Annotated in this window: 20 protein-coding genes and 1 pseudogene; 14 read left to right on the top strand and 7 right to left on the bottom strand. The window is 59.4% G+C overall.

All coding sequences use genetic code 11. The features are described 5' to 3' along the window. Positions 1-4: 4 nt before the first annotated feature. From AC1RO5_RS00885 to AC1RO5_RS00875, 3 genes are read left to right on the top strand one after another with little or no spacing between them, the layout of a single operon-like run. Positions 5-931: a fumarylacetoacetate hydrolase family protein gene (locus AC1RO5_RS00885; RefSeq protein WP_493171913.1), complete on the top strand. Its 927-nt coding sequence runs from the start codon at positions 5-7 to the stop codon at positions 929-931. Beyond that, a complete protein-coding gene (locus tag AC1RO5_RS00880; RefSeq protein WP_493171911.1) occupies positions 931-2,385 on the top strand; it encodes an aldehyde dehydrogenase in 1,455 nt (484 codons plus the stop codon). Before AC1RO5_RS00885 ends, AC1RO5_RS00880 begins: the two co-directional genes overlap by 1 nt. Positions 2,386-2,411: 26 nt before the next feature. After that, positions 2,412-3,296 carry an acetoacetate decarboxylase family protein gene (locus tag AC1RO5_RS00875; RefSeq protein ID WP_493171909.1) on the top strand — a complete coding sequence of 295 codons (885 nt, stop codon included), beginning with the start codon at positions 2,412-2,414 and terminating at the stop codon, positions 3,294-3,296. Between the two features lie 195 nt (positions 3,297-3,491). Here the strand turns inward: AC1RO5_RS00875 and AC1RO5_RS00870 are convergent. Beyond that, positions 3,492-4,046 (bottom strand): annotated as a pseudogene (locus AC1RO5_RS00870) (TolC family protein); the annotation flags it as partial. 223 nt (positions 4,047-4,269) lie between these two features. On the opposite strand from AC1RO5_RS00870, the gene AC1RO5_RS00865 reads away from it, so the two are divergent. The 9 genes from AC1RO5_RS00865 (at position 4,270) to AC1RO5_RS00825 (ending at position 15,170) form a co-directional block, all read left to right on the top strand. Next, positions 4,270-5,262 (top strand): SphA family protein, encoded by a 993-nt coding sequence (locus AC1RO5_RS00865; protein ID WP_493171907.1) that lies wholly within the window; start codon positions 4,270-4,272, stop codon positions 5,260-5,262. A gap of 59 nt (positions 5,263-5,321) precedes the next feature. Continuing rightward, the gene (locus tag AC1RO5_RS00860; protein ID WP_493171905.1) at positions 5,322-6,503 is read left to right on the top strand and encodes an MFS transporter; all 1,182 of its coding nucleotides are present in this window, start codon (positions 5,322-5,324) and stop codon (positions 6,501-6,503) included. 48 nt (positions 6,504-6,551) lie between these two features. Then, positions 6,552-7,997: a carotenoid oxygenase family protein gene (locus tag AC1RO5_RS00855; RefSeq protein ID WP_493171903.1), complete on the top strand. Its 1,446-nt coding sequence runs from the start codon at positions 6,552-6,554 to the stop codon at positions 7,995-7,997. A gap of 317 nt (positions 7,998-8,314) precedes the next feature. Beyond that, positions 8,315-9,166, top strand: a complete 852-nt coding sequence (locus AC1RO5_RS00850; RefSeq protein ID WP_493171901.1) for a fumarylacetoacetate hydrolase family protein — start codon at positions 8,315-8,317, stop codon at positions 9,164-9,166. 3 nt (positions 9,167-9,169) lie between these two features. Continuing rightward, positions 9,170-9,991, top strand: a complete 822-nt coding sequence (locus tag AC1RO5_RS00845; RefSeq protein ID WP_493171899.1) for an IclR family transcriptional regulator — start codon at positions 9,170-9,172, stop codon at positions 9,989-9,991. Positions 9,992-10,012: 21 nt separating this feature from the next. Beyond that, entirely contained in the window at positions 10,013-11,659 is a 1,647-nt protein-coding gene (locus AC1RO5_RS00840) for a bifunctional 3-(3-hydroxy-phenyl)propionate/3-hydroxycinnamic acid hydroxylase (protein ID WP_493171897.1), read from the top strand. A 24-nt stretch (positions 11,660-11,683) separates the two neighbouring features. Continuing rightward, the gene (locus tag AC1RO5_RS00835; protein ID WP_493171895.1) at positions 11,684-12,532 is read left to right on the top strand and encodes a VOC family protein; all 849 of its coding nucleotides are present in this window, start codon (positions 11,684-11,686) and stop codon (positions 12,530-12,532) included. Positions 12,533-12,606: 74 nt separating this feature from the next. Then, positions 12,607-14,085, top strand: a complete 1,479-nt coding sequence (locus AC1RO5_RS00830) for an aldehyde dehydrogenase family protein (RefSeq protein ID WP_493171893.1) — start codon at positions 12,607-12,609, stop codon at positions 14,083-14,085. Positions 14,086-14,171: 86 nt separating this feature from the next. Then, positions 14,172-15,170, top strand: a complete 999-nt coding sequence (locus AC1RO5_RS00825; RefSeq protein WP_493171891.1) for a helix-turn-helix domain-containing protein — start codon at positions 14,172-14,174, stop codon at positions 15,168-15,170. Here AC1RO5_RS00825 and AC1RO5_RS00820 read toward each other — a convergent pair whose 3' ends face one another. From AC1RO5_RS00820 to AC1RO5_RS00810, 3 genes are read right to left on the bottom strand one after another with little or no spacing between them, the layout of a single operon-like run. Beyond that, entirely contained in the window at positions 15,171-16,568 is a 1,398-nt protein-coding gene (locus AC1RO5_RS00820) for an efflux transporter outer membrane subunit (protein ID WP_493171889.1), read from the bottom strand. Beyond that, positions 16,565-19,711, bottom strand: coding sequence for an efflux RND transporter permease subunit (locus AC1RO5_RS00815; protein WP_493171887.1), 3,147 nt, complete (start codon positions 19,709-19,711; stop codon positions 16,565-16,567). Before AC1RO5_RS00815 ends, AC1RO5_RS00820 begins: the two co-directional genes overlap by 4 nt. 2 nt (positions 19,712-19,713) lie before the next feature. Next, on the bottom strand, positions 19,714-20,910 hold the full coding sequence (locus AC1RO5_RS00810; protein ID WP_493171885.1) for an efflux RND transporter periplasmic adaptor subunit: 1,197 nt from the start codon (positions 20,908-20,910) through the stop codon (positions 19,714-19,716). Positions 20,911-21,023: 113 nt separating this feature from the next. On the opposite strand from AC1RO5_RS00810, the gene baeS reads away from it, so the two are divergent. Continuing rightward, positions 21,024-22,442, top strand: coding sequence for a sensor histidine kinase efflux regulator BaeS (gene baeS, locus AC1RO5_RS00805; protein ID WP_493171883.1), 1,419 nt, complete (start codon positions 21,024-21,026; stop codon positions 22,440-22,442). Positions 22,443-22,445: 3 nt separating this feature from the next. Continuing rightward, complete coding sequence (locus AC1RO5_RS00800) at positions 22,446-23,129, top strand: response regulator (protein ID WP_493171881.1); 684 nt, start codon at positions 22,446-22,448, stop codon at positions 23,127-23,129. A gap of 18 nt (positions 23,130-23,147) precedes the next feature. Here the strand turns inward: AC1RO5_RS00800 and AC1RO5_RS00795 are convergent, their stop codons facing one another. The 3 genes from AC1RO5_RS00795 to AC1RO5_RS00785 form a co-directional block, all read right to left on the bottom strand. Next, positions 23,148-23,597: a hypothetical protein gene (locus AC1RO5_RS00795; protein WP_007896291.1), complete on the bottom strand. Its 450-nt coding sequence runs from the start codon at positions 23,595-23,597 to the stop codon at positions 23,148-23,150. A gap of 107 nt (positions 23,598-23,704) precedes the next feature. Beyond that, a complete protein-coding gene (locus AC1RO5_RS00790) occupies positions 23,705-24,967 on the bottom strand; it encodes an ATP-binding protein (protein WP_493171879.1) in 1,263 nt (420 codons plus the stop codon). Beyond that, positions 24,964-25,647: a response regulator gene (locus AC1RO5_RS00785; RefSeq protein WP_493171877.1), complete on the bottom strand. Its 684-nt coding sequence runs from the start codon at positions 25,645-25,647 to the stop codon at positions 24,964-24,966. The genes AC1RO5_RS00790 and AC1RO5_RS00785 overlap by 4 nt, the downstream gene beginning before the upstream one ends. Positions 25,648-25,830: the final 183 nt, after the last annotated feature.

Genomic DNA, 25,830 nt, shown 5'->3' with positions numbered 1-25,830 from the left:
ATTCATGAAGCTTGCGCGCTATACCCACGGCAGTACCACTCACGGGAGCATCACCACCATCGGCATTGTTGTGGGTGATCGCGTCGTGCCACTCTCGGCGCTCGATCTTGCAGCGCCGGAAACGATTCGCGGCGTGCTTGCCGAAGGCCCCGCCTATATCGAGTGGCTTGCGCAGCGGCTCGAAGGCAAGACGGGCGGGGTTCCGCTCACAGAAGTCCGTCTCGAGGCGCCGATCCCTGATCCGCAGAAGTATCTCGCCATCGGCATGAACTATCACGATCACGCCGAAGAGGCGGCGCGGGCCGGCGTTGCGGTGCCAAAGAATCAGCTGTGGTTCAACAAGCAGGTCTCCTGCATCACTGGACCGTACGATCCGATCTACAAGCCACGCGTCTCGGAGAAGATGGACTACGAAGCCGAGCTGGGCGTCGTGATCGGGCGGCGCTGCCGCTATGTGTCCGTCGAAGAGGCGGCGAGCGTGGTCGGCGGCTATTTCGTCGCGAACGACGTGACCGCACGCGACTGGCAATTCAAGAGCCCAACCTTCACGCTCGGCAAGTCCTTCGACAGTCACGGGCCCATCGGTCCATGGATCACCACTGCCGATGAAATTGCGGATCCTCACGCGTTGCAGATGAACCTGTGGGTCAACGGCGAACCGCGCCAGAGCACCAGCACGGGCGGCATGATCTACAACATCTGGCAGCAGATCCACGAGCTTTCGCAAGTAATGACGCTGGAACCGGGTGACCTGATCGCAACGGGCACATGCGCGAACGTCGGCATTGCGCTGGGGAAATTCCTGCAGCCCGGGGACGTTGTGCGCGTGGAAATCGAGGGTCTGGGCCACATCGAGAACACCGTCGCCGTCGAACCGCTCAGGGCTGCGCTTAGCGAGACATACCTTGCCCCAACGCAAAGGATCCGATGATGTTCGAAGTCAAATTGCTGATAGATGGAAAGACGGTGCCTGCATCATCCGGCACCACGTTCGAGCGGCGCAACCCGCTTTCTGAGCAAGTGGTTTCGCGCGGCGCCGCGGCGACGGCGCAGGATGCTCGCGCCGCGGTCGATGCAGCGGCAAGGGCCTTTGTATCGTGGTCGCAGACGGGGCCTGGCACGCGGCGCGCGCTGCTTCTGAAAGCGGCCGATGCGGTTGATGCGCGGGTTTCGCGGTTCATCGAAGCGATGGCAGCCGAAACCGGCGCGAGCGCATCGTGGGGTGGTTTCAACGTCCAGCTTGCTGCAGCGATACTGCGCGAAGCGGCCGCGTTAACGACTCAAATCAGCGGCGAGGTGATTCCGTCGGACCAGCCGGGCAGCCTCGCGCTAGCCGTGCGACAGCCAGCTGGCGTCGTACTCGGCATGGCGCCATGGAACGCCCCCGTGATTCTCGGTATGCGCGCAATCGCCGTGCCACTCGCCTGCGGCAACACGGTAGTGTTCAAGGGTTCGGAGCTTTGTCCCCGCACCCACGGCCTGATTGTGGAGGCGTTGAACGAAGCGGGTTTCCCGCCTGGCGTGGTGAATTTCGTGATCAATGCGCCGGCAGACGCGGCGGCAGTGGTCGAAACGATGATTGCGCACCCGGCAGTGCGACGCGTGAACTTCACGGGCTCGACGCGCGTGGGGCGCATTATCGCCACCCTTTGCGCACAGTACCTCAAGCCCGCGGTACTGGAGTTGGGCGGCAAGGCGCCGCTCATTGTGCTCGACGACGCCAGTCTCGAAGCCGCTGTGGACGGGGCGATCTTCGGGGCGTTTGCCAACTCCGGGCAGATTTGCATGTCGACCGAACGCATCATTGTCGACAGGGGCATTGCCGACGATTTTGTTCTGCATCTCGCGGCCCGGGCGCGAGCGCTGCCGCTTGGCGATCCGCGCGGCAAGGATCCGGTGGTGCTTGGTTCCGTGATCGATATGAGCACCGTCGAACGCTGCAATGCCTTGATCGACGATGCGCTGGCGAAGGGCGCAACGTTGCTGTGCGGCGGCAAAACGGACACTACGTTGATGCCTGCCACCTTACTGGACCATGTGACGTCGGACATGCGGATTTATCATGAAGAATCCTTCGGTCCGGTGAAGCCGATCGTGCGTGTCAACGGTATCGAGGAGGCCATCGCCTGCGCCAACGACAACGAATTCGGGTTATCGGCGGCGGTGTTCGGCGGCGACATTGCGCGAGCGCTGGAAGTGGCGAAGCGCATCGAGTCGGGTATCTGCCATGTCAATGGCCCGACAGTGCATGACGAGCCGCAGATGCCATTCGGCGGTGTGAAAGGCAGCGGTTTCGGTCGCTTCGGCGGCCGCGCCGGCATGCACGAATTCACCGAGCTGCGTTGGCTGACGCTACAGACGACGCCACGCCACTACCCATTCTGAAAACAATAAAGACAGGAGAACGTCCCATGACGATCGAATTCAAGCCCGGCGTGCGCTATCGCATGCCCGCCGTGTTCGGACCCGCACCGGGTCCCCGCCAGAAACCCGACGGCACGCTGTGGAGCCTGGAAGAAACGGGCACGATGAACGCTCAGTGGATGACCGTGAGCTACCGCACCGAGCGTTCGAGCCTTGAGCGCATCCTGCCCCCCGGTTTCGCATTGCGCGGTGAGCCGCAAATTCATGTTTCTCTGGCCTATTTCCACAACCTCTGGTGGCTCGCAGGTCGGGGCTACGGCATCCTCAACGTGGAAGTGCCGGTCGTCTACACCGGTGCTATGGAAACGATCGAAGGCGCGTTCTGTCCGGTTCTGTTTGAGGGCATTCCAGATGCGATTATGACGGGCCGTGAGGAGCTGGGCTTTCCCAAGCTGTTTGCGGATATCCCGCTTCTAAACATCGATCACGGGGCGGGTACGGCCGGCGGCGAGGCATCGTGGTTTGGCTTCAAGTTCTTCGACATCGAACTGAACGGCCTCACCGAAATCGCGGGAGACAAGCGCCTCCCCGGACCTGGCGGTGCGACGCTGTTCTATAAATACATGCCGCGGACTGGTCCTCTGGGCAGCGGCGGCTGCGATATCGCCTATGCAACCACTTCGCAACCTTTGCCGGGTGTGACGGGCGATACCTCGCCAATCAAGTTCACCGACGCGAACTTCCGCAAGTGGAAAGGAACGGGTGGCTCGGTGAAATGGAATCGCGCAACGTTCGAACAGTTGCCGACCACGTCACATGTAATTAACGGCTTGGCGGATCTTGAAATCCTTGAGTACCTTGGTGCAGAGATGATCGAATTCTCCGCGCCGGGCATAGCCGTAAGCGCCAATGTGATTCGGCCGGCGGATTAAGGTCAGATCAATTTCTGGCCTGCTGTTCATGAAAGCTCCCGCAAAAGCGGGCACTTTCATGAACAGGACGTGATCGGCGACAGCATCACCGGGCTTCTGGACAACGCGCTGAAGAACAAACAGGAAGAAAGGCAACTCGAACACGACTTCCGCTTCTTTCAAAGAGCCAAAGACACGACCCTCCACTCTCTGCCATTAATTCCAGCCGCCGACCAACACCTTGCACAACGTCACCCGGTTGCTCTGTTCGGTCAAGCGCAGGGTGATCAGGTCCTGCTGTGCGCTGTACAGCGAACGTTGGGCGTCCAGGGCTTCGAGATAGCTTTGCGAACCGCCACGGTATAAGGCGTCGGTCAGTTCGAAGTTTTTGCGGCTGGCGTTGGTCAACGCTTACTGAGCTGTGACGCGGCGATCCAGCGTGCTGCGTACCGCCAGGGCATCGGCCACTTCCTTGAACGCGCTCAGCACCTTCTGCTGATAGGTCTGCACCTGTTTCGCGTTCGACCTTGGCCGAATCCAGCGTCGCGCGGTGACTACCGGCATCGAAGATCGGCAGGCTGATGCTCGGGGCAAACGTCCAGGCGCCGCTGCCGGACTTGAACAGACCGGACAAGGCTGCGCTTGAGGAACCGGCATTGGCCGTCAGACTGATGCTCGGAAAGAATGCCGCACGGTCCGGTCCGCGCCGATGTCGATATTGGCCGACTCGAGCGTGTGTTCGGCGGCCAACACATCCGGGCGTCGTTGCAATCAGCTCGCCGATGACTGATGCATCGTCCGGGCTGAGGATGATCGCCGCCGCCCCTCTGCCGCTCAGGCGGAGCCGAGCGATGAACCATGCTGCCCCTCCTACATCATGGCACGCTCAGTCAACTCTGGCCGTTGTGCTCAAGCATCATGACCGCCCGGGAATTAAAGTCGAAGCGTCAGGGGAAGCTACCCCGCTCACAATACCAAGAATAGAGCCGCCGCGATGAGACTGACAAAACCCCTGCCAGCATACCTGGCACTCACCTTCGCATCATTTGCCGCACATGCAGCAGATGGCCCTCCACCGCCCTCGGTGAACCAGCCCAGCGGTATCAACCTGGGCGGCACCAGTTTTTACGATGGTTTCGCGGGACCGCCCGGGTTGACACATCAGACCTATCTGAAGTTCAGCACCGCAAGCAGCATCAGGGACAGTGCAGGCAAGGATAATGGCGCCTTTGATAATCCGAAGATAAACGTCATCACGCTGATCAATCAGCTGAGCTATTACTCACCCGACACCATCGGGGGCGGTGCGCACCTGGGCTGGAGTTTGTTGGTGCCCATCGTCTCTCTGGACGGTGACTTTGGTGACAACGGTGCCAAGCTCCAGGATAACGCCACCGGCCTCGGTGACATCACGGTTGGGCCTCAGGTCCAGTTCGATCCGATCGTCGACACCCATGGCAGGCCGGTTTTTGTGCAGCGTGTGGCCTTCGACACCATCCTGCCAACGGGTAAATACGACAAACATAAAGACCTGAACCCAGGCTCCAATTACTTCTCTCTGAACCCCTACTGGGCAGCGACCTGGATGCCAGCGCCTCGTTGGGAGGTGAGTTGGAGGCTGAACTACCTGTACAACTTCAAGAACGACGATCCTGCGAGCAGTTCGGCGCAATTCTTTGAAGGGCAGTCTGTGCGCGACACCCAGTCAGGACAGTCGGCGTGGGCCAACTTCACGGCCTCGTATGAAGTGATCCCAAAGGTCTCGGTCGGCATCAACGGGTACTACTTCAGGCAGATATCGGATGACGAGGTCAACGGAGGCAGGCTGAGCAACTCTCGGGAAAAAGTATTGGGTATTGGCCCGGGCCTGTTCTGGAAAATCAGCGAAGACAAAGCCTTTTGGCTGAATACCTATAAAGAGACCGGCGTCGAAAACCGCTCCCGAGCGGATTACCAAGTGCAGGTTCGTTACGTTCACAAGTTCTGACTGACGTGTGCGCCCGCTCCTGCATAAGGAGCGGGCCCTCTTACCCGAGGTAATGCTCCATGAACGCGCTCAACTCCATCGACAGCAAAAAATCATTGGGCGCTATTTGCCTGATGATGGTCATTTCCCTAGGGACGCTGCAAATCCAGCCTATTCTGGGTGGCGCGTTGATCGATCAACTCGGCCTGCCGCTCAATGCAATAGGCGCCATTTTCGCAGCCGAACTTATTGCGATGGCCATCGCTTGCGGCGTTTGCGCCCTGTTCATGGCGAGCGTCGACCGACGCCGGTTCGCCCTGGTTGCCTTACTGATCATGGCATCAGGGAATCTGGCTAGCACGCAATTCCACAGCCAGCCCTGGCTACTCATTTGCAGAATGATCTGCGGTGCAGGCGGTGGCGCTGTCATGGCGGTTGTCTACGCCACAGCGGCGCTGCGCACGTCAAAAGATACGACCTTCGCGGTCATCAATATCGGCAATCTTCTCTGGGGCATGCTGCTGGTGACCTCCATGCCCATGATCGTGCAAATATTCGGCGTAAATGGTGCGTTTTCCCTATTGGCCATCACCAGCGTGCTCGCGGCATTGGGTTGCCGGAGAGTGCCCAAGCGCTACCCGGAAGCACATCGTTCGGCCAACATATCGACTCCGCCGTTTGGTCTCACGTCCATCCTGTTGATCATGCTGTTTGCGCTGCTGTTTTTCGGACATTCCGCCCTGTGGGTTTATCAAGAACGTATCGGCAAAAGCATTGGCCTGGAGCCGCAGCAGATTGGTGGCATTCTCGGAGGCAGCATCCTTGCCGGCGCCCTTGGAGCAGGTCTTGCCGGACTGATCGGACGTCGCCTGGGTTTGCTGTTTCCGCAACTATTGAGCTTCGGCACAGCGTTGCTGGCAACCTTGGTCATGGTCTATGGCGACAGTGCCGTTGCTTTTGCCGCTACTGCCTGCCTGATCCATATGGTGTGGTTTTTCAGCCTGCCTTACCTGCTGTCCATGGCGGCGGAACTGGACCCTTCCGGCCGACTGGCAGGCCTGGGTAACGCCGCCATTTTTATCGGCCAAGGGCTCGGCCCATTTGGTGCAGCACTTGTCGTCGGTGAGGGACACTTCCGGGCGGTCGGATGGCTGGCCGCCTCAGCCTATTTGGCAGCCTTGATTATCTCGTGTCTGGTCGTTGCACGCTTTCGTCAAGGCGTGAAGCCTTCCGGGCCGGCAATGTCCCCTCAATCGGCCTGAACGCTCACCCTGAACATGAACGAAACCGCCTATTAATGAGATTACCTGATGACTATTCCATTCCCTCAAACCCCTGAGTTTTCAGGTGCGCTCTATACGCCCAGCCGCGTAGAAGCAGAAGTGTTCGATCTCGAGATTGAAGGCGCCCTTCCCGCCTCGATCCGTGGGACGTTTTATCAGGTCGCGCCAGACCCGCAGTACCCACCTATGCTGGGCACCGATATCTTTTTCAACGGTGACGGAATGGTGAGCGGGTTCTGCTTTGCGCACGGCAAGGTATCGCTGCGACGCCGCTACGTGAAGACGGATCGGTTGCTGGCCCAGCGTCGTGAGGGTCGTTCGCTCAATGGTATCTATCGAAACGTCTACACCAATGATCCGCTCGCGGCGAAGAATAACACCACCGCGAACACAACCGTCGTGCCACACAACGGCATCTTGCTTGCACTCAAGGAAGATGCCATGCCTTGGGCAATGGATCTCGAAACGCTGGAGACCCTCGGCGAATGGAATTTTGACGGGCAGATCAAATCAGCGACGTTCACCGCACACCCCAAGCTCGACCCGGCAACAGGAAACCTCTTGGCATTCAGCTATGAAGCCAAAGGAGAAGGCACGCCTGACCTGGCCTATTTCGAACTCTCGCCAGACGGAAAGCTGCTGCATGAGATCTGGTTCCAGGCACCTTATGCGGCCATGGTTCATGATTTCGCGGTGACCGAACACTACGTCGTGTTCCCGCTCATTCCGTTAACAGTGGACATCGAACGCATGAAAAACGGGGGGCCGCACTTCCAATGGCAACCCGATTTACCTCAGCTTTTCGCTATCGTGCCACGCAACGGGTGCGCGCAAGACGTTCGTTGGTTCAAGGGGCCCAAGGAAGGTTTCCAGGGTCATACGCTCAATGCCTTCGACGAGGACGGCAAGGTTTACGTCGATATGCCGGTCACCGGCGGGAACATCTTCTACTTCTTCCCCCAGGCAGACGGTTATGTCCCACCGCCTGAAACGCTGGCCGCCAGCCTGATGCGCTGGACCTTTGACCTGAACGGTTCTCAGGACGATATTCAACCGCAGCCACTGACTGACTACCCCTGTGAGTTTCCAAGGTGTGATGACCGCTACATCGGTCGAAAGTACGAGCACGGCTTCCTGCTCGCCTTTGATCCGCAACGCCCCTACAACCCCGAAAATGGACCGATACCGTTTCAGTTTTTCAACGTGCTGGCTCACGTGAACCTGAAAACAGGAACCACCGACACCTGGTTTCCCGGTGACAGCGGATGCTTCCAGGAGCCCATTTTCATTCCGCGCTCCCCAGATGCGGAGGAAGCCGATGGCTATGTCGTTTCCCTGCTCAATCTCATCGCAGAGGGCCGTAGTGAGCTCGTCGTTCTGGACTCTCGTGACATGGAAAGTGGCCCAATTGCGCGAATCAAAGTCCCGTTCCGGATGCGTATGTCGCTGCACGGGTGCTGGGCACCAAGCTGAGCTGACGCATTCTGTGTCGCGTTGCCGAATGCAGCTTCCGCCCGCTGCTACAGATCGCTGACGGGTATTAAACCCACGCCCCTTTTTCAACCTCGCACAACATCGTTGCCATCCGCATACCGTACGGATGGCACATCCTCCTTCATCTCCCTTTTTCCCTCGATCCTGTGGTTCGCAAAAAAAAAGCCGCCAATTTTACAAATATTTCATATTTTAGGATTTTTGTATAAATCCTACTTTACAGGATTTACCTGTAAGACTAGATTGATCCTCATTGCATCCCGTGCGCATGCACCACTCTCTACCAAGGAGACTCCATGAAACTCGCTAGCTTTATTGTGCAAGGTCGTAGCACCTACGGCGTCGTCGAAGGCGATCAGGTCATTGATCTGGAATCGGTCAAGCCAACCTTTGGCACCGATCTCAAGCAAGCCATCGCCAACAATCGCCTGGGCGAGCTGACCAGCGTCGTCCTGGCGAGCCTGCCGCACATCCCTTTGGCTGAAGTGACCTTTCTGCCCGTTATCCCGAACCCGGGTAAAGTGCTCTGCATTGGCATCAACTACGCCACTCATGTGCGCGAAACCGGTCGTGAGATGCCGACCTACCCGATGATTTTTACCCGCTTCGCCGACAGCCAGACCGCCCACCTGCAACCCATCGTTCGCCCAAAGGCCTCGCACAAGCTTGATTTTGAGGGCGAGCTGGCAGTGGTGATCGGTAAACCGGCGCGTCACGTCAAGCAAGCCGATGCGCTGGACTATGTAGCCGGTTACGCCTGCTACAACGACGGCAGCGTTCGCGACTGGCAGAAGCACACCATTCAGTTCGTACCGGGCAAGAATTTCCCGAACACCGGCGGCTTTGGCCCTTGGCTGGTTACCAGCGATGAAATCGGTGACCCACAGGACCTGGAATTAACCACCCGCCTGAATGGCGAAGTGGTGCAGCACACCAGCACCAGCGACATGATTTTCGATGTACGCAAGCTGATCGAATACTGCTCCACCTTTACCGAACTGGCCCCCGGCGACGTGATAGTGAGTGGTACCACCGGTGGCGTCGGCGCGTTCCGTGAACCGCCGGTATGGATGAAGCCAGGCGATGAAGTCGAGATCGAGATCTCTCGAATCGGCATCCTGCGCAACAGCATCGCTGACGAGCAGTAAACCATGACCAAACTACACCCATCGGAACAACTGCCAGAACAGGATGCCGACACCAAAGGTTCGAGCCTGGAGCGCATGCTGCGGGTACTCGACCTGTTTACCGAAGAGAGCCCTATCTGGGCTGTCGACGACATGGGCGGTGCATTGGGTTTTACCCGTTCGACTATCTACCGCTACGTGCGCGAACTGGCCGAGGCGAACTTGTTGTTCCAGGTCGAAGCCGGGCGTTACGCGCTCGGTGCCCGGATCATTACCTGGGACCGTCAATTGCGGCTAAGCGACCCCCTGGTGCGCGCCGCACAATCACTGGAGCCGAGCTTTCCACGGTGGAGCGAGCAACAAGTCTGGCTGATCTGCCGACTGTTCAAGGACCAGGTGGTCTGTATTCATCAGCACGGCGATTTGTTCAGTGAGGTCAGCTATTCCCGCGGTTCACCCAGACCCTTGCTCCTGGGTGCGACCTCCAAGGCAATCCTCGCCAACATGACCTCGCGTCAACACAGTCAGCTATTTCTGGAGAAACCTGATGAGGTGCGCGCCAGCAACCTTGGCCAGACCTGGGAACAGTTTCGCCGTTCGCTGCAGCAATTGCGTCGTCAGGGATATGTTGCCAGCGCAGGCGAGGTCGACGCTGGTGTCTATGGCCTCGCTGCACCGATCTTCGACGGCGATGGCAAGGTCGTCGGCAGCATCAGCTGCGTTCGCCCGGTTCAAGAACGTGACAGTGCTCAGGAAGAGGGACAAGGACAGCAGATTCTCGCCCTGGCGCAGAACCTGTCGCAGCGCATGGTTGCGCTCGCCAACCGTCCCAAGCAACTGGACTGAGTCATCCGGAAGGGAATAACAATGACAACCCTCAAAAGTTTCACCACCCAGGTACTGATCATCGGTGCCGGTCCTACCGGACTGACCCTCGCTAACCTGCTTGGCCAGGCCGATGTGGACACCTTGATCATTGATCGCAAGCCCGGCACCGTGACCGAGCCACGGGCCGTATCGATCGATGACGAATCCTTGCGCACCATGCAGGCCATCGGGCTGGATGAAGCCGTGTTGCGTGATGTGGTGCCTGGCTACGGCGTGCATTATTTCACTCGACCCGGCGGCCGCTGCTTCGGCAAAGTCGAGCCTACCGGCAAGTTGTATGGGTTCCCCAAGCGCAATGCATTTCGCCAACCCCTTTTCGAGAACACCCTGAAGAAAGGCCTCGAACGCTTTGCCAGTATGAAGGCATGGTTCGGCCATGAGCTGCTGGAGTTCAGTCAAGACCACCACGGCGTGCGCGCGCTGATTCGTGACGCAGACGGCGAGATGATAGAAGTCGCCGCTACCTATCTCGTCGCCTGCGACGGCGGCCGTAGCCCGGTGCGCAAGCAACTCGGGATTGAGATGGTCGGGTCGAGCTTCTCCTCACGCTGGCTGGTGGTCGATACCGATCAAGATGACGACCCGTTCTGGCAAACACGCGTGTATTGCGATGCAAGACGTCCCGTCGTCGAAGTGCCAGGCCCTCACCGTACTCGTCGATTCGAGTTCCTGCTCAAGCCGCATGAAACGGATGAGCAAGTGCTCAGCGAAACTCGCCTGCAGGCGTTACTTCGCCCATTCAAGGGGAACGCCCCGATTTCCATCGTGCGCAAGGCTGTTTACACCTTTCACGCCCGGGTCGCCGAGCGGTGGCAGGTCGACCGCGTGTTTCTCGCCGGTGACGCCGCGCATCTGACCCCGCCGTATGCCGGACAGGGCATGAACAGCGGTGTTCGCGATGCGCACAATCTGGGCTGGAAGCTGATCGGCGTGCTGAAGGGAAAAATGGCTGAAACCGCACTACTGTCTTATGAAAGCGAGCGTCGCGATCATGCGTGGGCATTGATCAAACTGGCCTTGAACCTCGGTGTGGTCATGGCACCGGCGACCGTCCTGCGCGCTCGTTTGATAAGCGCTGCATTCGCCTTGATCGGCCTGCTGCCACCGTTGCGGGACTATTTCCTGCAAATGCGCTTCAAGCCTAAACCCCGGTTCACCAAAGGGCTGGTACTGACCGAAGGTGAAGCTGGAAAACTGTCCTGCGGACAGATGTTCCCTCAACCGATGCTCACCGACCCCCATGGCGACGAACGTCTACTCGACGAAGCCATCGGCGCCGGCTTCGCCTTGATTCAATACGGCGACCCTACCCGCCAACGTATCGATGAACTCAAGCATGGCTTCTGGAACCATCTTGAAGCCAAACGCATCCTGATCCTTCCCGAGCACGCCAAGGCCATGCCTTCGATTCCTGGCTGCACGGTGCTTCAGGACCGTGAGGGTTTGCTCAAAGGAATACTGGGCGATTCAGATAAGTTTTTGCTCTTGCGCCCTGATCGGTATGTCGCCGCCATCTTCGACAAGACCACGGAGACAACCGCTGCCGAATCGTTGCAGTCGCTGTTCGGCATCGCCACGGCCAGAAGCAGCGAAATCGAGCGGGGCATCGCCCCCGTCTTTCACTGAACCTTTCAAGCCACAGAGGTGTTTATGCAAACACTCCAGACTTCCACACCTGCACGCCTGTGCTACCTGCACCTGGCGAGTAAAGAACCGCAACGGCAAATCGATTTCTATCGGCGGATGCTGGATATGGACAGCCTGGCGCAGGCCGATGGCAGCTGGATACTCAGCGGCCCGCAACGCGCCATGATCGTGTCTCCTGCCGACCACTGTGGTCTGCTCGCGGCAGCTTTTGATCTTGGCAATCAGGCTCGATTGGGAGAGCTGCGCGTTCGCCTGATCGAGAACGGCTGTTCTGTCGAAGACATTGACTCGCCGTTGCTCGAACCGGGGGCCTTTCTGATTCGTGACCCTCAGGGCCGGGAAACGATATTTGGCGTGTCTCGCGCCGATCCCCGGGCCGATCGGCAAAGCATGCCTGGTCGCTTGCAACACGTGGTATTCCAGACCACTGAACTGGAGGCCATGATTGATTTCTACGTCAATACGGTGGGGTTTACCGTCTCGGACAATGTCGTCGATGAGCAGACCGGCCAGCTCATGACGTGTTTCCTGCGCTCGGACGATGAGCATCATACGTTGGCGTTTTTCCGCGGCTCGAAAAACGAATGGGATCACCACTGTTACGAAACCAACGAATGGAATGACATCCGTGACTGGGGTGATCGCTTCGCCAAGGAACGTATCACCCTCTTCTTCGGCCCTGGCCGACATGGGCCGGGCAACAATCTTTTTTTCATGGTGGTCGATGCCGATCGCAACCGCCTGGAGTTCTCGGCCGAGCTCGAAGTAACCGATGCCTCCCGCCAACCCGGTGTCTGGCCACAGGAGGAATACACGCTCAACTCCTGGGGACGCGCCTGGATCAGGAGTTGAGCACTTTTCACATACAGCGTTTGCACCCTCAACTTCCTTGAACGACGCGGCCACCTGCCTGCGAAGGTAAGACTATGACGACTCAACAGCTCGCCCCCTACGCCATCAATGGCGACCAATACATCAACGGCACCTGGTGTGCAGGTCGTTCCTCCCGACGCCTGGATGACCGTAACCCCTTCAATGGCGAACAGCTGCTGGAGATGCCGCTGGCATCGATTGCCGATCTCGATGATGCCTATCAGGCTGCACATCGTGCTCAAACGGCGTGGGCACAGCTGCACCCGACACAGCGCAGCTCACAACTTGAAAAACTGGCGCACGTCATCCAAAACCGCAGCGAAGAAATCATCGACTGGCTAATTCGTGAGTCCGGTAGCACCCGTATCAAGGCGAGCATGGAATGGCAGTTCACGCTGAACCTTGTTCGTGAGTGCGCAGCGTTGCCGATGCAGGTTGAAGGACGGATCCTGACGAGCTACAAGCCCGGCGAACAGAGCTTTGTCTTTCGTGAACCCTTGGGTGTGGTCGGTGTGATCAGCCCGTGGAACTTTCCCTTGTATCTGAGTATGCGTTCGGTAGTGCCCGCACTCGCGCTGGGTAATACGGTCGTGCTCAAGCCTGCCAGCGATACGGCGGTGACCGGCGGCCTTCTGATTGCCCATCTGTTCGAAGAGGCAGGCTTCCCGAATGGTTCACTCAATGTCGTGGTGGGCGCGGGTTCGGAGATTGGCGATGCCTTCGTCGAGCACCCGGTACCGAGCCTGATTTCATTCACCGGTTCCACGGATGTCGGTCGCAATGTCGGCCGCATTGCAACCGGCGGCAAACACATCAAACGCGTTGCGCTGGAGCTGGGCGGCAACGCTCCCCTGGTAGTCCTGGATGATGCGGACATTGAGATAGCGGCCCACGCCGCGGTGGTCGGCCGCTTCCTGCACCAAGGCCAGATCTGCATGAGCGTCAACCGAGTGATCGTCGACCGCTCGCTTTATGAAGACTTCTCGGCCCTGGTGGTGGAGCGCGTACGCAACCTGAAGACTGGCGACCCCGCCAAGGCCGACACCGTGATCGGGCCGGTGGTCAATCAGAACCAGCTCGATGGCCTGCTGCGTAAGATCGATGCGGCCGAGAGCGCTGGCCTGAAACGGCTTTGTGGAGGTCAGGCATCCGGGCTGGTGCTGCCCGCCCATGTATTCGGTGAGGTGGGAGCCGATCAGGAATTGGCGCGCGATGAAACGTTCGGGCCTTTGCTGCCGCTGCTGATCGCTGAAAACGAAGCCCATGCCCTGGAGTTGGCTAACGCCAGCGAGTATGGCCTTTCCAGCGCAGTGTTTACCCGGGACATGGCCCGCGGCTTGAGCTTTGCCCGTGGCATTGTGGCGGGAATGACTCATATCAACGACATCACCGTGGATGACCAGCCCAATGCACCCTTCGGTGGTGAAAAAAACTCCGGCCTCGGACGCTTCAATGGTCACTACGCCTTGGATGAGTTCACCCGTGCCCATTGGGTCACCTGGCAGCCCGGGGGCCATCACTACCCCTTCTGATCATTTGCCAACATTGACCCTGCCAGGATTGGGCAAGTTTTGACCCTTTTGCCCAATCAGTAAATAACAATAAAAAGAGGCGAAAAATGAACAACTTAGCCTGTGTGTCTACCGATCAGATCGTTCGCTCCGACCGACTGATGAAGTGGAAAGAGTTCATGAGTGACCACCTGGGCCGCACGCCAGAGTATATAAAGCGCCTGGAGTCGACGTTCATCGACCCGTTGCATGACAGCAACTTTCAGGGACGACTGGAGTATGGAGATTTGGGTCAGCTGCGCTTCTGTCGAATGACCGCCAGTGCCCATCGATATTCACGCCATCTGAGCAAAGCGGTCGACTCGCTCGACACCCCACGCATGTTGATACTGCAGATTGCTGGCGTCAGTCATTTCGAGCAAGGTCAACAAAGCAGCGTATTGGCACCTGACGAAATGCTCCTGGTCGACTGTGGCAAACCTTTCAGCGTTACCAGTACTCAAGGCTGCGAACACTTCATCCTGCTGTTTCAGGGGACGCCCGGACAACCCGCGCGAACAGACGATGTGCATCTTAACGGTCGCAATGGACTGGGCCGCATGCTGACGCATTTGATCAGTGATGCTTACAACCAATACCCCTTGCTCAACAGCAACTCGGCCGGGCTGATCGGCGACAGTATCGCCGGGCTTCTGGATAACGTTCTGAAGAATAAGCAGGAAGAAAAGCAACTCGAACACGACTTCCGCTTCTTCAAGCAAAACCGCCTCAAGGCGTATATCGAGCGCCACCTGGCCGACCGCGACCTGACCATCGAACGCATCGCCAACGCCGAACAGTGCTCGGTGCGTAGCTTGCATCGAGCGTTCCAGGATGAGCTGGGTTGCAGTGTCAGCGAATACATCTGGCAACGGCGTTTGTCGCGCTGCGCCGAAGATCTGCGCAACCGGGAACACGCCCATCGCTCGCTCACCGAAATTGCCTATGCCTGGGGCTACGGCAGCAGTTCTCACTTCAGCAGGCATTTCAAATCGATGTTCGGCATGTCACCTCGGCTATTCCGTGATACCGCGAGCGACATCAGAATCAAATCGACTGCCGCATAATCAATTCCACCCGCCGCCTATCACCTTGTACAACGTCACGCGGTTGCTCTGTTCGGTCAGACGCAGGGTGATCAAGTCCTGCTGCGCGCTGTACAGCGAACGCTGGGCGTCCAGGGCTTCGAGATAACTTTGCGAACCGCCACGGTATAAGGCGTCGGACAGTTCGAAGCTTTTGCGGCTGGCGTCGGTCAACGCTTGCTGGGCCGCGATGCGTCGATCCAGCGTGCTGCGCACCGCCAGGGCATCGGCCACTTCCTTGAAGGCGCTCTGCACCGTCTGCTGGTAGGTCTGTACCTGAATCTCGCGCTCGGTCTTGGCCGAGTCCAGCGTCGCGCGGTTACTGCCGGCATCGAAGATCGGCAGGCTGACGCTCGGGGCAAACGTCCAGGCGCCGCTGCCGGACTTGAACAGACCAGACAAGGCTGAGCTTGAGGACCCCGCACTGGCCGTCAGGCTGATACTCGGGAAGAACGCCGCACGGGCCGCGCCGATGTCGATATTGGCCGACTTGAGCGTGTGTTCGGCGGCCAACACATCCGGGCGTCGTTGCAACAGGCTGGACGGAAGTTCCGCCGGTACTTGAACCAGCGCCGCAGCCGATTCCAGGTTCGCGTCCGGCAGCAACTCATCGGGGAAATCGCTGCCCACCAACAGACGCAAGGCATTGCGGTCCTGGAGAATCTGGCTTTCATAGACCGCCGCGTCGCCTCGGGCCGACTCCACAGTGGTTTGCGCCTGCGCCTCAGACAGACCGGAAGAACCACCCAATGCGTGGCTACGCTGAGTCAATTCGTAGGTCGCCTGCTGACTGCGCAAGGTCTCCTGGGCCAGGTGCAGCCGCTCGTTGTCCGCCGCCAGGGTCAACCAGGCCGTGGCCACTTCGGCCACCACGCTGATCTGCGTGCTGCGCCGGGTTTCGGTCAGGGCCAGATAGTCTTCCAGCGCTTCATCCTGAAGGTTCTGTACCCGCCCAAACATATCCACTTCATAACTGCTCAGCCCCAGTTGCGCGCTGTAGTCATGGGTGGTGGCCGCCGAGCCGGTGTTGGACACCGAACCGGGTGTGCGGCTGTGTGTGCCGCTGACGCTGGCATCGATCGAAGGCAAAGAATCGGCGCGCTGGATGCGGTATTGCGCCTGCGCTTTTTCGACGTTCAGGACGGCCAGGCGAAGATCGCGATTGTTGGTCAGCGCCAGGGACTGCAGGCGCGCCAGACGGCTGTCAGTGAAAAAGTGTTGCCACTCGATATCGGCGGCCACCTCCCCCTTGGGCGTGCTGGCGGACGGCAGCCACTGTTCGGAGACAGGCGCTTCAGGACGCTCGTACTGCGGCGCCAGATTGATACAGCCACCGAGCAGCGCGAGGATGGCCAGCAGTGGCCAGCGAAACTTGATCATGCGTCACCTGACTGGGCGGATTGGACGGAGGTCGAAGCCGTGGATACGCGGCCAAAGCGACGGCGAATCTGCACGAAGAAAAGCGGCACGAAGAAGATCCCCAGCACCGTGGCGGTGAACATACCGCCCAGCACGCCAGTGCCGATGGCCTGGCGCCCGGCGGAACCGGCGCCAGAACTCAGGGCCAGAGGCAGCACGCCGAACATGAACGCCAGGGACGTCATGAGAATGGGCCGCAGGCGTTGCCGCACGGCGATCAGCGTCGCCTCCCGCAGGCTGTTGCCCTGCTCCTGCAGGTGCTTGGCGAATTCGACGATCAGAATCGCGTTCTTGGCCGCCAACCCCACGGTTGTCAACAACCCGACCTGGAAGTACACGTCGTTGCTCAAACCACTGAAACGGGTGGCCAACACCGCGCCAACCACACCCAGCGGCACCACCAGCATCACCGAAAATGGCACCGACCAACTCTCATAAAGCGCAGCCAGACAGAGGAACACGAACAGCACTGATATCCCGTAAAGCAATGGTGCTTGCGAACCGGAAAGGCGCAGCTGATAGGACTGCCCGGTCCACTCGTAACCGATGCCTTCCGGCAATTGTTTGATAATCGCTTCCACAGCATCCATGGCGACCCCGGAACTGACCCCCGGAGCAGGATCGCCGACCACCTCCAGCGAAGCGTTGCCGTTGTAGCGTTCCAGTAACGGTGAGCCATAGCTCCACGAACTGCTGGCGAACGAGGAAAAGGGCACCATCTCATTGTTGCTGTTGCGCACGAACCAGTGCTCCAGGTCGGCGGCCTGCATTCGCGACGACGCCTCGCCCTGCACGTAGACCTTCTTCACCCGGCCCTGGTTGAGGAAGTCGTTGACGTAAGTGCCGCCCAACGCCGTGGACAAGGTGCTGTTGATGTCGCTGGTGCTCAGGTTCAAGGCCCCGGCCTTGCGATCGTCGATGCTGACCTTAAGCTGCGGTGAGTCATCCAGGCCATTGCTGCGTACCCCCAGCAGGCGCGGGTCTTTTTTCGCCAGCTCGATGAACTGCTCCCGTGCCGCGACCAGAGCGTCATGCCCCAGACCACCAAGGTCTTTGAGTTGCAGGTCGAAGCCCGAACTTTGCCCCAGGCCGCGCACGGCCGGCGGCTGCATGACAAACACGTTGGCATCGCTAATGCTCGCCAACGCCAGGGTCGCGCGTTGGGCAATAGAGGCTGCGTCCTGCCCTTTCCCCGATCGCTCGCTCCAGTCCTTGAGCTTGATGAAAGCCCGGCCGGTATTCTGGCTGTTGCCACCCATGCCCAGGCCGCTGATGCTGATCAGCGCCTCGACTTCCGATTGTTCGAGCATGTAGCTATCGAACTGCTTCATCACCGCCTGAGTGCGGCTATCGGTGGCGCCCACCGGCAACTGGATCTGCGCCATGAGGATGCCTTGGTCTTCATCCGGCAAGAACGAAGTCGGCAGGCTCGCATAACCAGCGCCCATTGCCAGCAAAATCACCCCGTACACCAGCAGGCTCCGACGCCCGCGCTGCAAGATACCGCCGACCCATTGTTGATAACGCAAGGCGCTACGTTCAAAACTGCGATTGAACCAGCCGAAGAAACCGCTTTGCGCACCATGGCCCTGGGCATCGGATGGCTTGAGCAAGGTCGCACACAACGCCGGCGTCAGAGTCATCGCCACCAGCACCGACAGGAGCATGGCCGAGACGATGGTCACCGAAAACTGCCGATAAATAATCCCGGTTGAGCCGCCGAAAAACGCCATGGGAATAAACACGGCGCTGAGAACCAGGGCGATGCCGATCAGCGCGCTGGTGATTTCCGCCATGGACTGGCGCGTCGCCGCCAGCGCCGAAAGCCCCTTCTCACTCATCACCCTTTCGACGTTTTCCACCACCACAATGGCATCGTCCACCAACAAACCGATGGCCAGGACCATAGCGAACATGGTCAGGGTGTTGATTGAATAACCTAACAGCGCCAGCACGCCGAAGGTTCCCAGCAACACCACCGGCACCGTGATCGCCGGGATCAGCGTGGCGCGCAGATTCTGCAGGAACAGGAACATGATCAGCACCACCAGGACGATGGCCTCCCCCAGGGACTTGACCACCTCTTCGATGGACAGGCTGACAAAGGGTGTCGTGTCGTAAGCGATCACGTTCTTGAGCTGCATTTGCGCAGGGTAGAAAGGCTCCAGTTCCTTGAGTTTGGCCTTCACCGCTTCACCCACGCTCAGGGCATTGGCCCCGGCGGCGAGCTGCACGCCCATGGCGGCGGCGGGTTTTCCGTTGAGGGCAGAACTCACGTCGTAGCTTTCACTACCCAGCTCGACTCGCGCCACATCCCCCAGCAGCACCACAGCCCCATCGCTAGTGGACTTGACCACGACATCGCGAAACTCTTCGGCGGTTTGCAGCTTGCTGCGGGCACTGATGGTAGCGTTCAGTTGCTGCCCGGCCATCGCTGGCAAGGCACCGAGCTGGCCGGCGGACACTTCGGTGTTCTGTGCTTCCAGAGCGCTACTGATGTCCGAGGGCATCAACGCGTACTTTTCCAGCAGGGCCGGGTCCAGCCAGATGCGCATGGCGTAGCCCGAACCGAGGGTCTGCACATCGCCGACGCCATCAATACGACTGATCTGGTCGAGCAAGGTGCTGGAAATGTAGTCGCCGATCTGGGTACCGGTGACGTTCGGATTGTCGGAAGTCAGGGCGGCAATCATCAGAAAATCTGACCCGCCCTTGGTCACGGTCAGACCTTCGCTCTGCACCGATTGCGGCAATCTCGACTCAGCCTGTTGGAGTTTGTTCTGCACCTGCATCTGTGCCACATCCGGGTTTGTACCGGCGGTGAAGGTCAGGTCGATGCTGGCACTGCCGGCCGAGCTGCTGGAGGCCGACATGTAGGTCAGGTTATCCAGGCCTTTCATCTGCTGCTCGATGACCTGGGTCACCGAGTCTTCCACGGTCTTGGCCGAGGCGCCGGTGTAGGTGGCGGAAATACGAACCGTCGGCGGCGCGATGTCCGGGTACTGCTCCAGGGGCAACTGACTGATCGACAAGGCCCCGGCAAGCATGATGACGATGGCGATGACCCAGGCAAAAATCGGCCGATCGATAAAGAAACGCGCCATGCTCAGCCCTCCTGCGCAATGGCAACAGGTGCCGATTTCAATGTGCGGCTGCGAGTACCGGGGCTCTGTGCCACAACTGATTCACCGACCCGGGCTTTCTGCCCGCCCTCGACAATCACCTGGTCACCCGCCTTCAGACCAGCCGTGACCCACCACTCATTGCCCACGGCTCGGTCGATGGTCAGCACGCGCTGCTCGACCTTACCGTTGACCACCAGCAATACCGAGGTCACGCCACTGGCGCTGCGGTTCACCGCCTGTTGCGGAATCAAAATCGCCTGATCATCACGAGCCTGCTCCAGCACTGCCCGCACGTACATACCCGGCAACAATAGCCGGTCAGGATTGGCGATTTCTGCCCGCAAGGTCACCGTGCCAGTGCCCTCATTGACACTGACCCCGCTGAACTTCAAGCGACCTTCATGGGCGTAAGTGCTGCCGTCATCAAGCTTGAGGCTGATCCGCGCCTCGCCCTCGCCGTTGCTTTGCAGCACGCCGCTGGCCAGGTCGCGCTTGAGGCGCAACAGCTCGGTGGTCGATTGGGTGACATCAACGTAGATCGGGTCCAACTGCTGCACCGTGGTCAGCGCACTGTCCTGATTGGCCACCACCAGCGCCCCGGGAGTAACCGTCGAGGTTTCGATGCGCCCGCTGACGGGCGAACTGATGCGGGTATACGCCAGGTTGATGCGCGCGGTATCCACCCCGGCCTGCGCCACTTGCAGCTCGGCCTCCGCGGTCAGCAGACTGGCCTGGGCATCCTCGTTGTCCTGCTGGCTGATGGCATCGATCTTCGCCAACTGTGCATCACGCCTGGCCGTGGCCTGGGCCGATTTCAACGTGGCGCGAGCCTTGGCCAAGCTCGCCTGTGCTTCAGCCAACGAGGCCTTGTAAGAGGACGCGTCCAGCTGATACAGCGCCTGCCCGGCCTTGACCTCGGCACCTTCGACAAACAGCCGCTGCTGGACGATACCGCCGACCTGCGGGCGGATCTCGGCGACCATGAACGCTTGAGTGCGCCCGGCCAGTTCGGTGGTCAACGCCTGGCTTTTGGGCTGCACAGTTATCACTGAAACCTTGGGCGGTTCGATAACCGGCGCGGATTCACCGGGAGAGCATCCGCTCAATACGAGCAGCACGATCAAGGAAAGAAGAACCGCGGCGGTCACCAGGGATTTGGCGAAAAGTTTGGTCGACATAAATGCCTCTGCAAGACGGGATGGCTGAAGCCTGGCGCCATACTGCGAGGCAAATGTGCAGGAAAATTGAAGATTGCCCGCCGCCCTTGAATCTTCGTCGCGCCAGGGCCTAAATGGGCGGGCCATTCACCGACCTGCCCGAGCCCATGAAACTGAGTATCTCCACCAAGCTGTTTATTGCGGTACTGGCCAGCGTGCTGTTTGTCATCCTGAGCATGGGGCTGGCCAACGGCTGGAGCTTTGGCAAAGGCTTTCTCGACTACCTCAACGAGCAGGCTCTGTTGCGCATGACCCCGGTGCTGCCACGCCTGGCCGGCGCCTATGAGCGCGAAGGCAGTTGGGAATTTCTGCGCGACCAGCCGGATCGCTGGTTCGACCTCATGCGTCCGGAGCCGGGCGAGGATCTTTCCAACCAACAGCGGCCGACCCTGCCCACTTCCGATCTGACTGGCGCGGTGTTTCGCCTAGCCCTGCTGGACCAACAAAAGCAGCTGGTCATGGGCTACTCGGCGATTGCCGACGACGCCCTGATGCGTCCGATCGAGGTCGCCGGTAAAACCGTCGGCTGGCTGGCGGTGACGCCGTTCCAGAACGTGACCGAAGCCGGCGGCGAACGCTTTCGCCTGTACCTGTTGCGCACCAGCCTGGCCGTGGGCGTGCTCTCGTTGCTGCTGGCGATGCTGATCGCCTGGTGGATCGCCCGCACCTTGCTTGACCCGGTCAAGCGAGTGGCCGCCGCCACGCACCGGCTGGCCGCCGGGGAATACAGCAACCGGGTGGCGGTGTCTTCCAATGACGAAGTCGGTCAACTGGCTCGCGACTTCAATCAGCTCGCGTATACGCTCGAACGTAACGAAAAAATGCGCCGGGAGTTCATGGCCGATGTTTCCCATGAACTGCGCACCCCGCTGTCGGTGTTGCGCGGTGAGCTGGAGGCGATCGAGGACGGTGTGCGCACCCTCGATCAATCCTCGATGAAATCGCTGCAAGGCGAAGTCGGCATGCTCAGCAAACTGGTGGATGACCTGTACGAACTGTCCCTGGCCGATGTGGGCGCACTGACTTACCGCAAGAGCGAATGCGATCTCAACGAGCTGCTGGACAGTTGTGTGGCGATGTTCCAGGAACGCTGCAATGCCCGGCATTTGCGCCTGGAGCTGGAGCTACCGACCTCGCCGCTGCGGTTGGAGGCCGACCCCAAGCGCTTGCAGCAGCTGTTCGGCAATCTGCTGGAAAACGCCGTGCGCTATACCGATGAAGGCGGCGAGCTACGCATTCGCGCAGCCAGCGATGGCGACGTCGTACGCATCGATTTCCTTGATTCCGGCCCCGGGGTCGACGCGGATCAGTTGCCGCGGCTGTTCGAGCGTTTTTACCGCGGCGAAACCTCACGCAATCGCGCCAGTGGCGGCGCCGGTCTGGGGCTCGCTATTTGTCACAGCATCGCCCTGGCCCATGGCGGCATCCTCAGTGCCGATCACTCTCCTTTGGGTGGCCTTTGGCTGACCCTGCGCCTGCCACGGAACACCTGAACAATGGTCAACGACAGCCCGATTCTCATCGTCGAAGACGAACCCAAACTGGCCGCGTTGATGCGCGACTATTTGATTGCCGCTGGCTATGCGACCCAGTGCCTGGACAACGGGCTGGCGGTGGTGCCGGCAGTACGGACCAGTGAGCCGCGACTGATCCTTCTCGACCTGATGCTACCTGGGTGTGATGGCCTGCAAGTGTGCAAGGAACTGCGCAGTTTCAGCGCCGTGCCTATCATTATGATCACCGCACGCGTCGAGGAAGTGGATCGCCTGCTCGGGCTGGATCTGGGCGCCGACGACTATATCTGCAAACCCTTCAGCCCCCGCGAAGTGGTGGCCAGGGTCAAAGCGATCCTGCGGCGCAGCCCGCATTTTCTGTTGTCTGCAACTGTGCGCCTGCAAATTGACGAAGAGCATTACCTGGCGTCCCTCGACGGCATCGCACTGGACCTGACACCCTTGGAACTGCGCCTGCTCAGCACCCTCGCCCGCTCTCCGGGACGTGTGTTTTCCCGGGATCAGTTGCTCGACAGGATCTATTCTGATCACCGGGTGGTCACCGACCGCACGGTCGACAGCCATATCCGTAATCTGCGACGCAAGCTCGAACAGGCCTGCCCGGGAGAGCATCCGATCGAATCGTTGTATGGGGTAGGCTATCGGTTTCAGCTCGCCGAAGCCTGAGCGTCGTCGAGATTACCGTTATTGATCCGCCGCATAGATGATGGTTTGCGCGCTGTCGGATGTAGCAAGGCGGCGGGTGAAGTAGGTGTCGCCTTCATCTGTCTGGATCTCGTAGTCGACCTTGCTGGCGACACGGCCCGATGCACCGCAATGCTTGATGATTTTCAGCACCCGCTGAAACTTCACACTCTGAGTACCGTTCTGGGCAGGGCCAGTGAGTACATTGACCGTTTGAAACCAGCCTTCATTCTTCTTGTTCGACACGAGGGTGCCAGTCAGTGCCTCAAAGCGCTCCAAACGGGTGAAGCCCCAGAGTGTCTGTTCCTCGACCGCTTTGCCTTGGGCGGTGGAGCCAGTGAATACAAACAGATTGATGGCCGGATTGTCTTCGCAAAAGAAGTCATAGGGCACAAGCCCGTCGACCATTTTCTTGCCGGGAACGAAACCCTTTTTATGAACCAGAAACATGACCACCTCCACTCTAAAACATCAGTAAACGCTGAGTAAGTTTGAGCGGGAAGTCTACTGAGGCGGGGCGTACAGAGCCGTCAAGCCAATGTAATATCGTGTAAAGATCACGCCCGATGGGGCAAGCTGATTTCCACCATCAACCCACCGGATGGCTCGTTGCACGCCATGATCGTGCCGCCGTGTATTTCCACAGCCCTTGAAGCGATCGCCAGGCCCAGCCCGAAACCGGCACTGGCCTCATTCAAGCCGCGCTCGAACGGGTGGAAAATGTCCTGCAGTCGCTCGTTTTCAACACCCGGCCCCCGATCGGTAATCTGCACCGTCAGGTAGTCTGCGTCGAGATTGACCACAGCCACTACAACAACAGCCGTGTTCGGCTTGGTATAGCGTACCGCGTTTCGAATGACGTTCTCGAAACACCGATACAGCAGTTCACCGCTGACACGACTGACAAAGGCCGGACACGCCTGCAGGCTCACCCGGCAACCTTTCATTTGCGCCTCGAATTGAGCGTCCTCGACGATCACCGACAGCAACTCGACGATATCGATTGGCTCGCGCTCGATACTCTCGGGCCGACCCTGCATGCGCGCCAGGGTCAACAGCGCCTCGATCAACGTATCCATGCGCACCGACTCGCGATCGATGCGCTCCACCATTTCCAGACGTGCCGGATCTTGCTGCAACAGCCCGATGGCCGCTTGCATGCGCGTCAATGGTGAACGTAGTTCGTGAGAGATGTCGTGCAACAGATGTTGCTGAGCCTCCACCAGCAGTTTCAGCTGATTGGCCATTCGGTCGCAGTCCTCGGCCAGATCGACGATTTCATCGCGACGCCCGCCCATCATCGGCTTGACCCGTGTTTCGAAGCGCCCCTGAGCCACGTCGCTCATTGCCCGCCGAAGATAGGCCAACGGCCATGCCAGGTAGTACGCCAGATACCCGCTGAACAGCGCACTCATCACCGTGCCAATGATCAACGGAGTCCAGTGACTCGGTCCTTTGTCACCTTTTTTACCAGGGGAATGTGTAGACCTGAGTGACAGCGCAACACCCTCCTTGCTGATGATTGACAGCTCAAAGGCTGGTTGCGGAACCAGCCCCCCCGCCAGCAGTTGGCCGGCACTGTCATACACGCCAATGGCCTGGTCATCGGGATGACCCCACACGGTCAGTAGCTGACGACCAGACTCGACACCAAACTGTCGCAGCAGCTGTTCTTCGCTGGCAAGGATCGTTTCCAGATGAGGATCTCCGGGTCTGGAACTGCCCAGCACCAGAAGGCCCAACCCGACCAGAAACGTCAGGCTGGTGGCCAGCCAAAACGCCAGGAACAGCTTCCAGAACAGCCGGCTGGGCTTGGTCATTCGGCGATCAACAAGTAACCGAGGCCACGCACGCTCTGAATCCAGGCCTTGGTGTCGGGGCGCGGGCCCAGCTTCTGGCGAATGCTGCTGATGTGCACGTCGATGCGCCGGTCGTAGCGGGTCAACGGACACCCCAAGGCATTGAGCGACAGATCCTGTTTGCTCACCACCTGCCCGGCACAACGGCCCAGCTCTTCGAGCAAGCTGAACTCGGTACTGGTCAACCCCGGGTCGCGCCCCTGCCAGAGGGCCTGGCGCTTACCGGGCCACAAGACCAGCGGGCCGGTCTTGATCACTTCGGTGGTGGGCTGATCCACCGGCTGCACCCGACGCATGATTGCCCGCAAACGCGCCACCAGCTCCCCCGGCGAGCTGGGCTTGGGTACATAGTCATCGGCGCCCAGTTCCAGGCCGGTGATCTTGTCTATGTTGTCGCCTCGGGCGGTGAGCAACACTACCGGCACCTGGCTTGCAGCCCGAATGCGCCTGAGCACCTCGATACCCGACAACCGCGGCAACATCACGTCCAGCACCACAATGCTGTAGCGCCCGGACAGCGCTTGAATCTCGCCCTCCTCGCCCGTATGCACGGCAGTCGCCTCGAAGCCTTCACGCTCCAGGTATTGGCTGAGCATTCCTGTCAGTTCCTGGTCATCGTCGACGAGCAATACGGAGATCATTGGCGAGCTCTTGAGTGGGGGCCCGCGCATTATCGCCCTTGCACGGCACAGCGTCATCGCCCCCGGTCAACCTTTACCTAACTTGACACTTGGTTAACCGCACCAAACGCACCGAGCTTTTATGCTTCACCTCCACCAGCCTGCTCGCTCCGCGGTAACTCGTCTTGCTGTGAGATATCCGCG

Source organism: Pseudomonas sp. GW822-FHT02G04 (assembly GCF_058802085.1).
The sequence above is the reverse complement of the archived record's forward strand: the minus strand, read 5'-3'. Positions and strand labels throughout refer to the sequence as shown.

Coding starts and splice junctions, on each gene's coding strand:
- AC1RO5_RS00865 (WP_493171907.1), top strand. CDS start 4,270: ATGAGACTGACAAAACCCCTGCCAGCATACCTGGCACTCACCTTCGCA.
- AC1RO5_RS00875 (WP_493171909.1), top strand. CDS start 2,412: ATGACGATCGAATTCAAGCCCGGCGTGCGCTATCGCATGCCCGCCGTG.
- AC1RO5_RS00850 (WP_493171901.1), top strand. CDS start 8,315: ATGAAACTCGCTAGCTTTATTGTGCAAGGTCGTAGCACCTACGGCGTC.
- AC1RO5_RS00825 (WP_493171891.1), top strand. CDS start 14,172: ATGAACAACTTAGCCTGTGTGTCTACCGATCAGATCGTTCGCTCCGAC.
- baeS (WP_493171883.1), top strand. CDS start 21,024: ATGGGCGGGCCATTCACCGACCTGCCCGAGCCCATGAAACTGAGTATC.
- AC1RO5_RS00795 (WP_007896291.1), bottom strand. CDS start 23,597: ATGTTTCTGGTTCATAAAAAGGGTTTCGTTCCCGGCAAGAAAATGGTC.
- AC1RO5_RS00815 (WP_493171887.1), bottom strand. CDS start 19,711: ATGGCGCGTTTCTTTATCGATCGGCCGATTTTTGCCTGGGTCATCGCC.
- AC1RO5_RS00845 (WP_493171899.1), top strand. CDS start 9,170: ATGACCAAACTACACCCATCGGAACAACTGCCAGAACAGGATGCCGAC.
- AC1RO5_RS00790 (WP_493171879.1), bottom strand. CDS start 24,967: ATGACCAAGCCCAGCCGGCTGTTCTGGAAGCTGTTCCTGGCGTTTTGG.
- AC1RO5_RS00860 (WP_493171905.1), top strand. CDS start 5,322: ATGAACGCGCTCAACTCCATCGACAGCAAAAAATCATTGGGCGCTATT.
- AC1RO5_RS00855 (WP_493171903.1), top strand. CDS start 6,552: ATGACTATTCCATTCCCTCAAACCCCTGAGTTTTCAGGTGCGCTCTAT.
- AC1RO5_RS00840 (WP_493171897.1), top strand. CDS start 10,013: ATGACAACCCTCAAAAGTTTCACCACCCAGGTACTGATCATCGGTGCC.
- AC1RO5_RS00810 (WP_493171885.1), bottom strand. CDS start 20,910: ATGTCGACCAAACTTTTCGCCAAATCCCTGGTGACCGCCGCGGTTCTT.
- AC1RO5_RS00880 (WP_493171911.1), top strand. CDS start 931: ATGTTCGAAGTCAAATTGCTGATAGATGGAAAGACGGTGCCTGCATCA.
- AC1RO5_RS00835 (WP_493171895.1), top strand. CDS start 11,684: ATGCAAACACTCCAGACTTCCACACCTGCACGCCTGTGCTACCTGCAC.
- AC1RO5_RS00830 (WP_493171893.1), top strand. CDS start 12,607: ATGACGACTCAACAGCTCGCCCCCTACGCCATCAATGGCGACCAATAC.
- AC1RO5_RS00800 (WP_493171881.1), top strand. CDS start 22,446: ATGGTCAACGACAGCCCGATTCTCATCGTCGAAGACGAACCCAAACTG.
- AC1RO5_RS00885 (WP_493171913.1), top strand. CDS start 5: ATGAAGCTTGCGCGCTATACCCACGGCAGTACCACTCACGGGAGCATC.
- AC1RO5_RS00785 (WP_493171877.1), bottom strand. CDS start 25,647: ATGATCTCCGTATTGCTCGTCGACGATGACCAGGAACTGACAGGAATG.
- AC1RO5_RS00820 (WP_493171889.1), bottom strand. CDS start 16,568: ATGATCAAGTTTCGCTGGCCACTGCTGGCCATCCTCGCGCTGCTCGGT.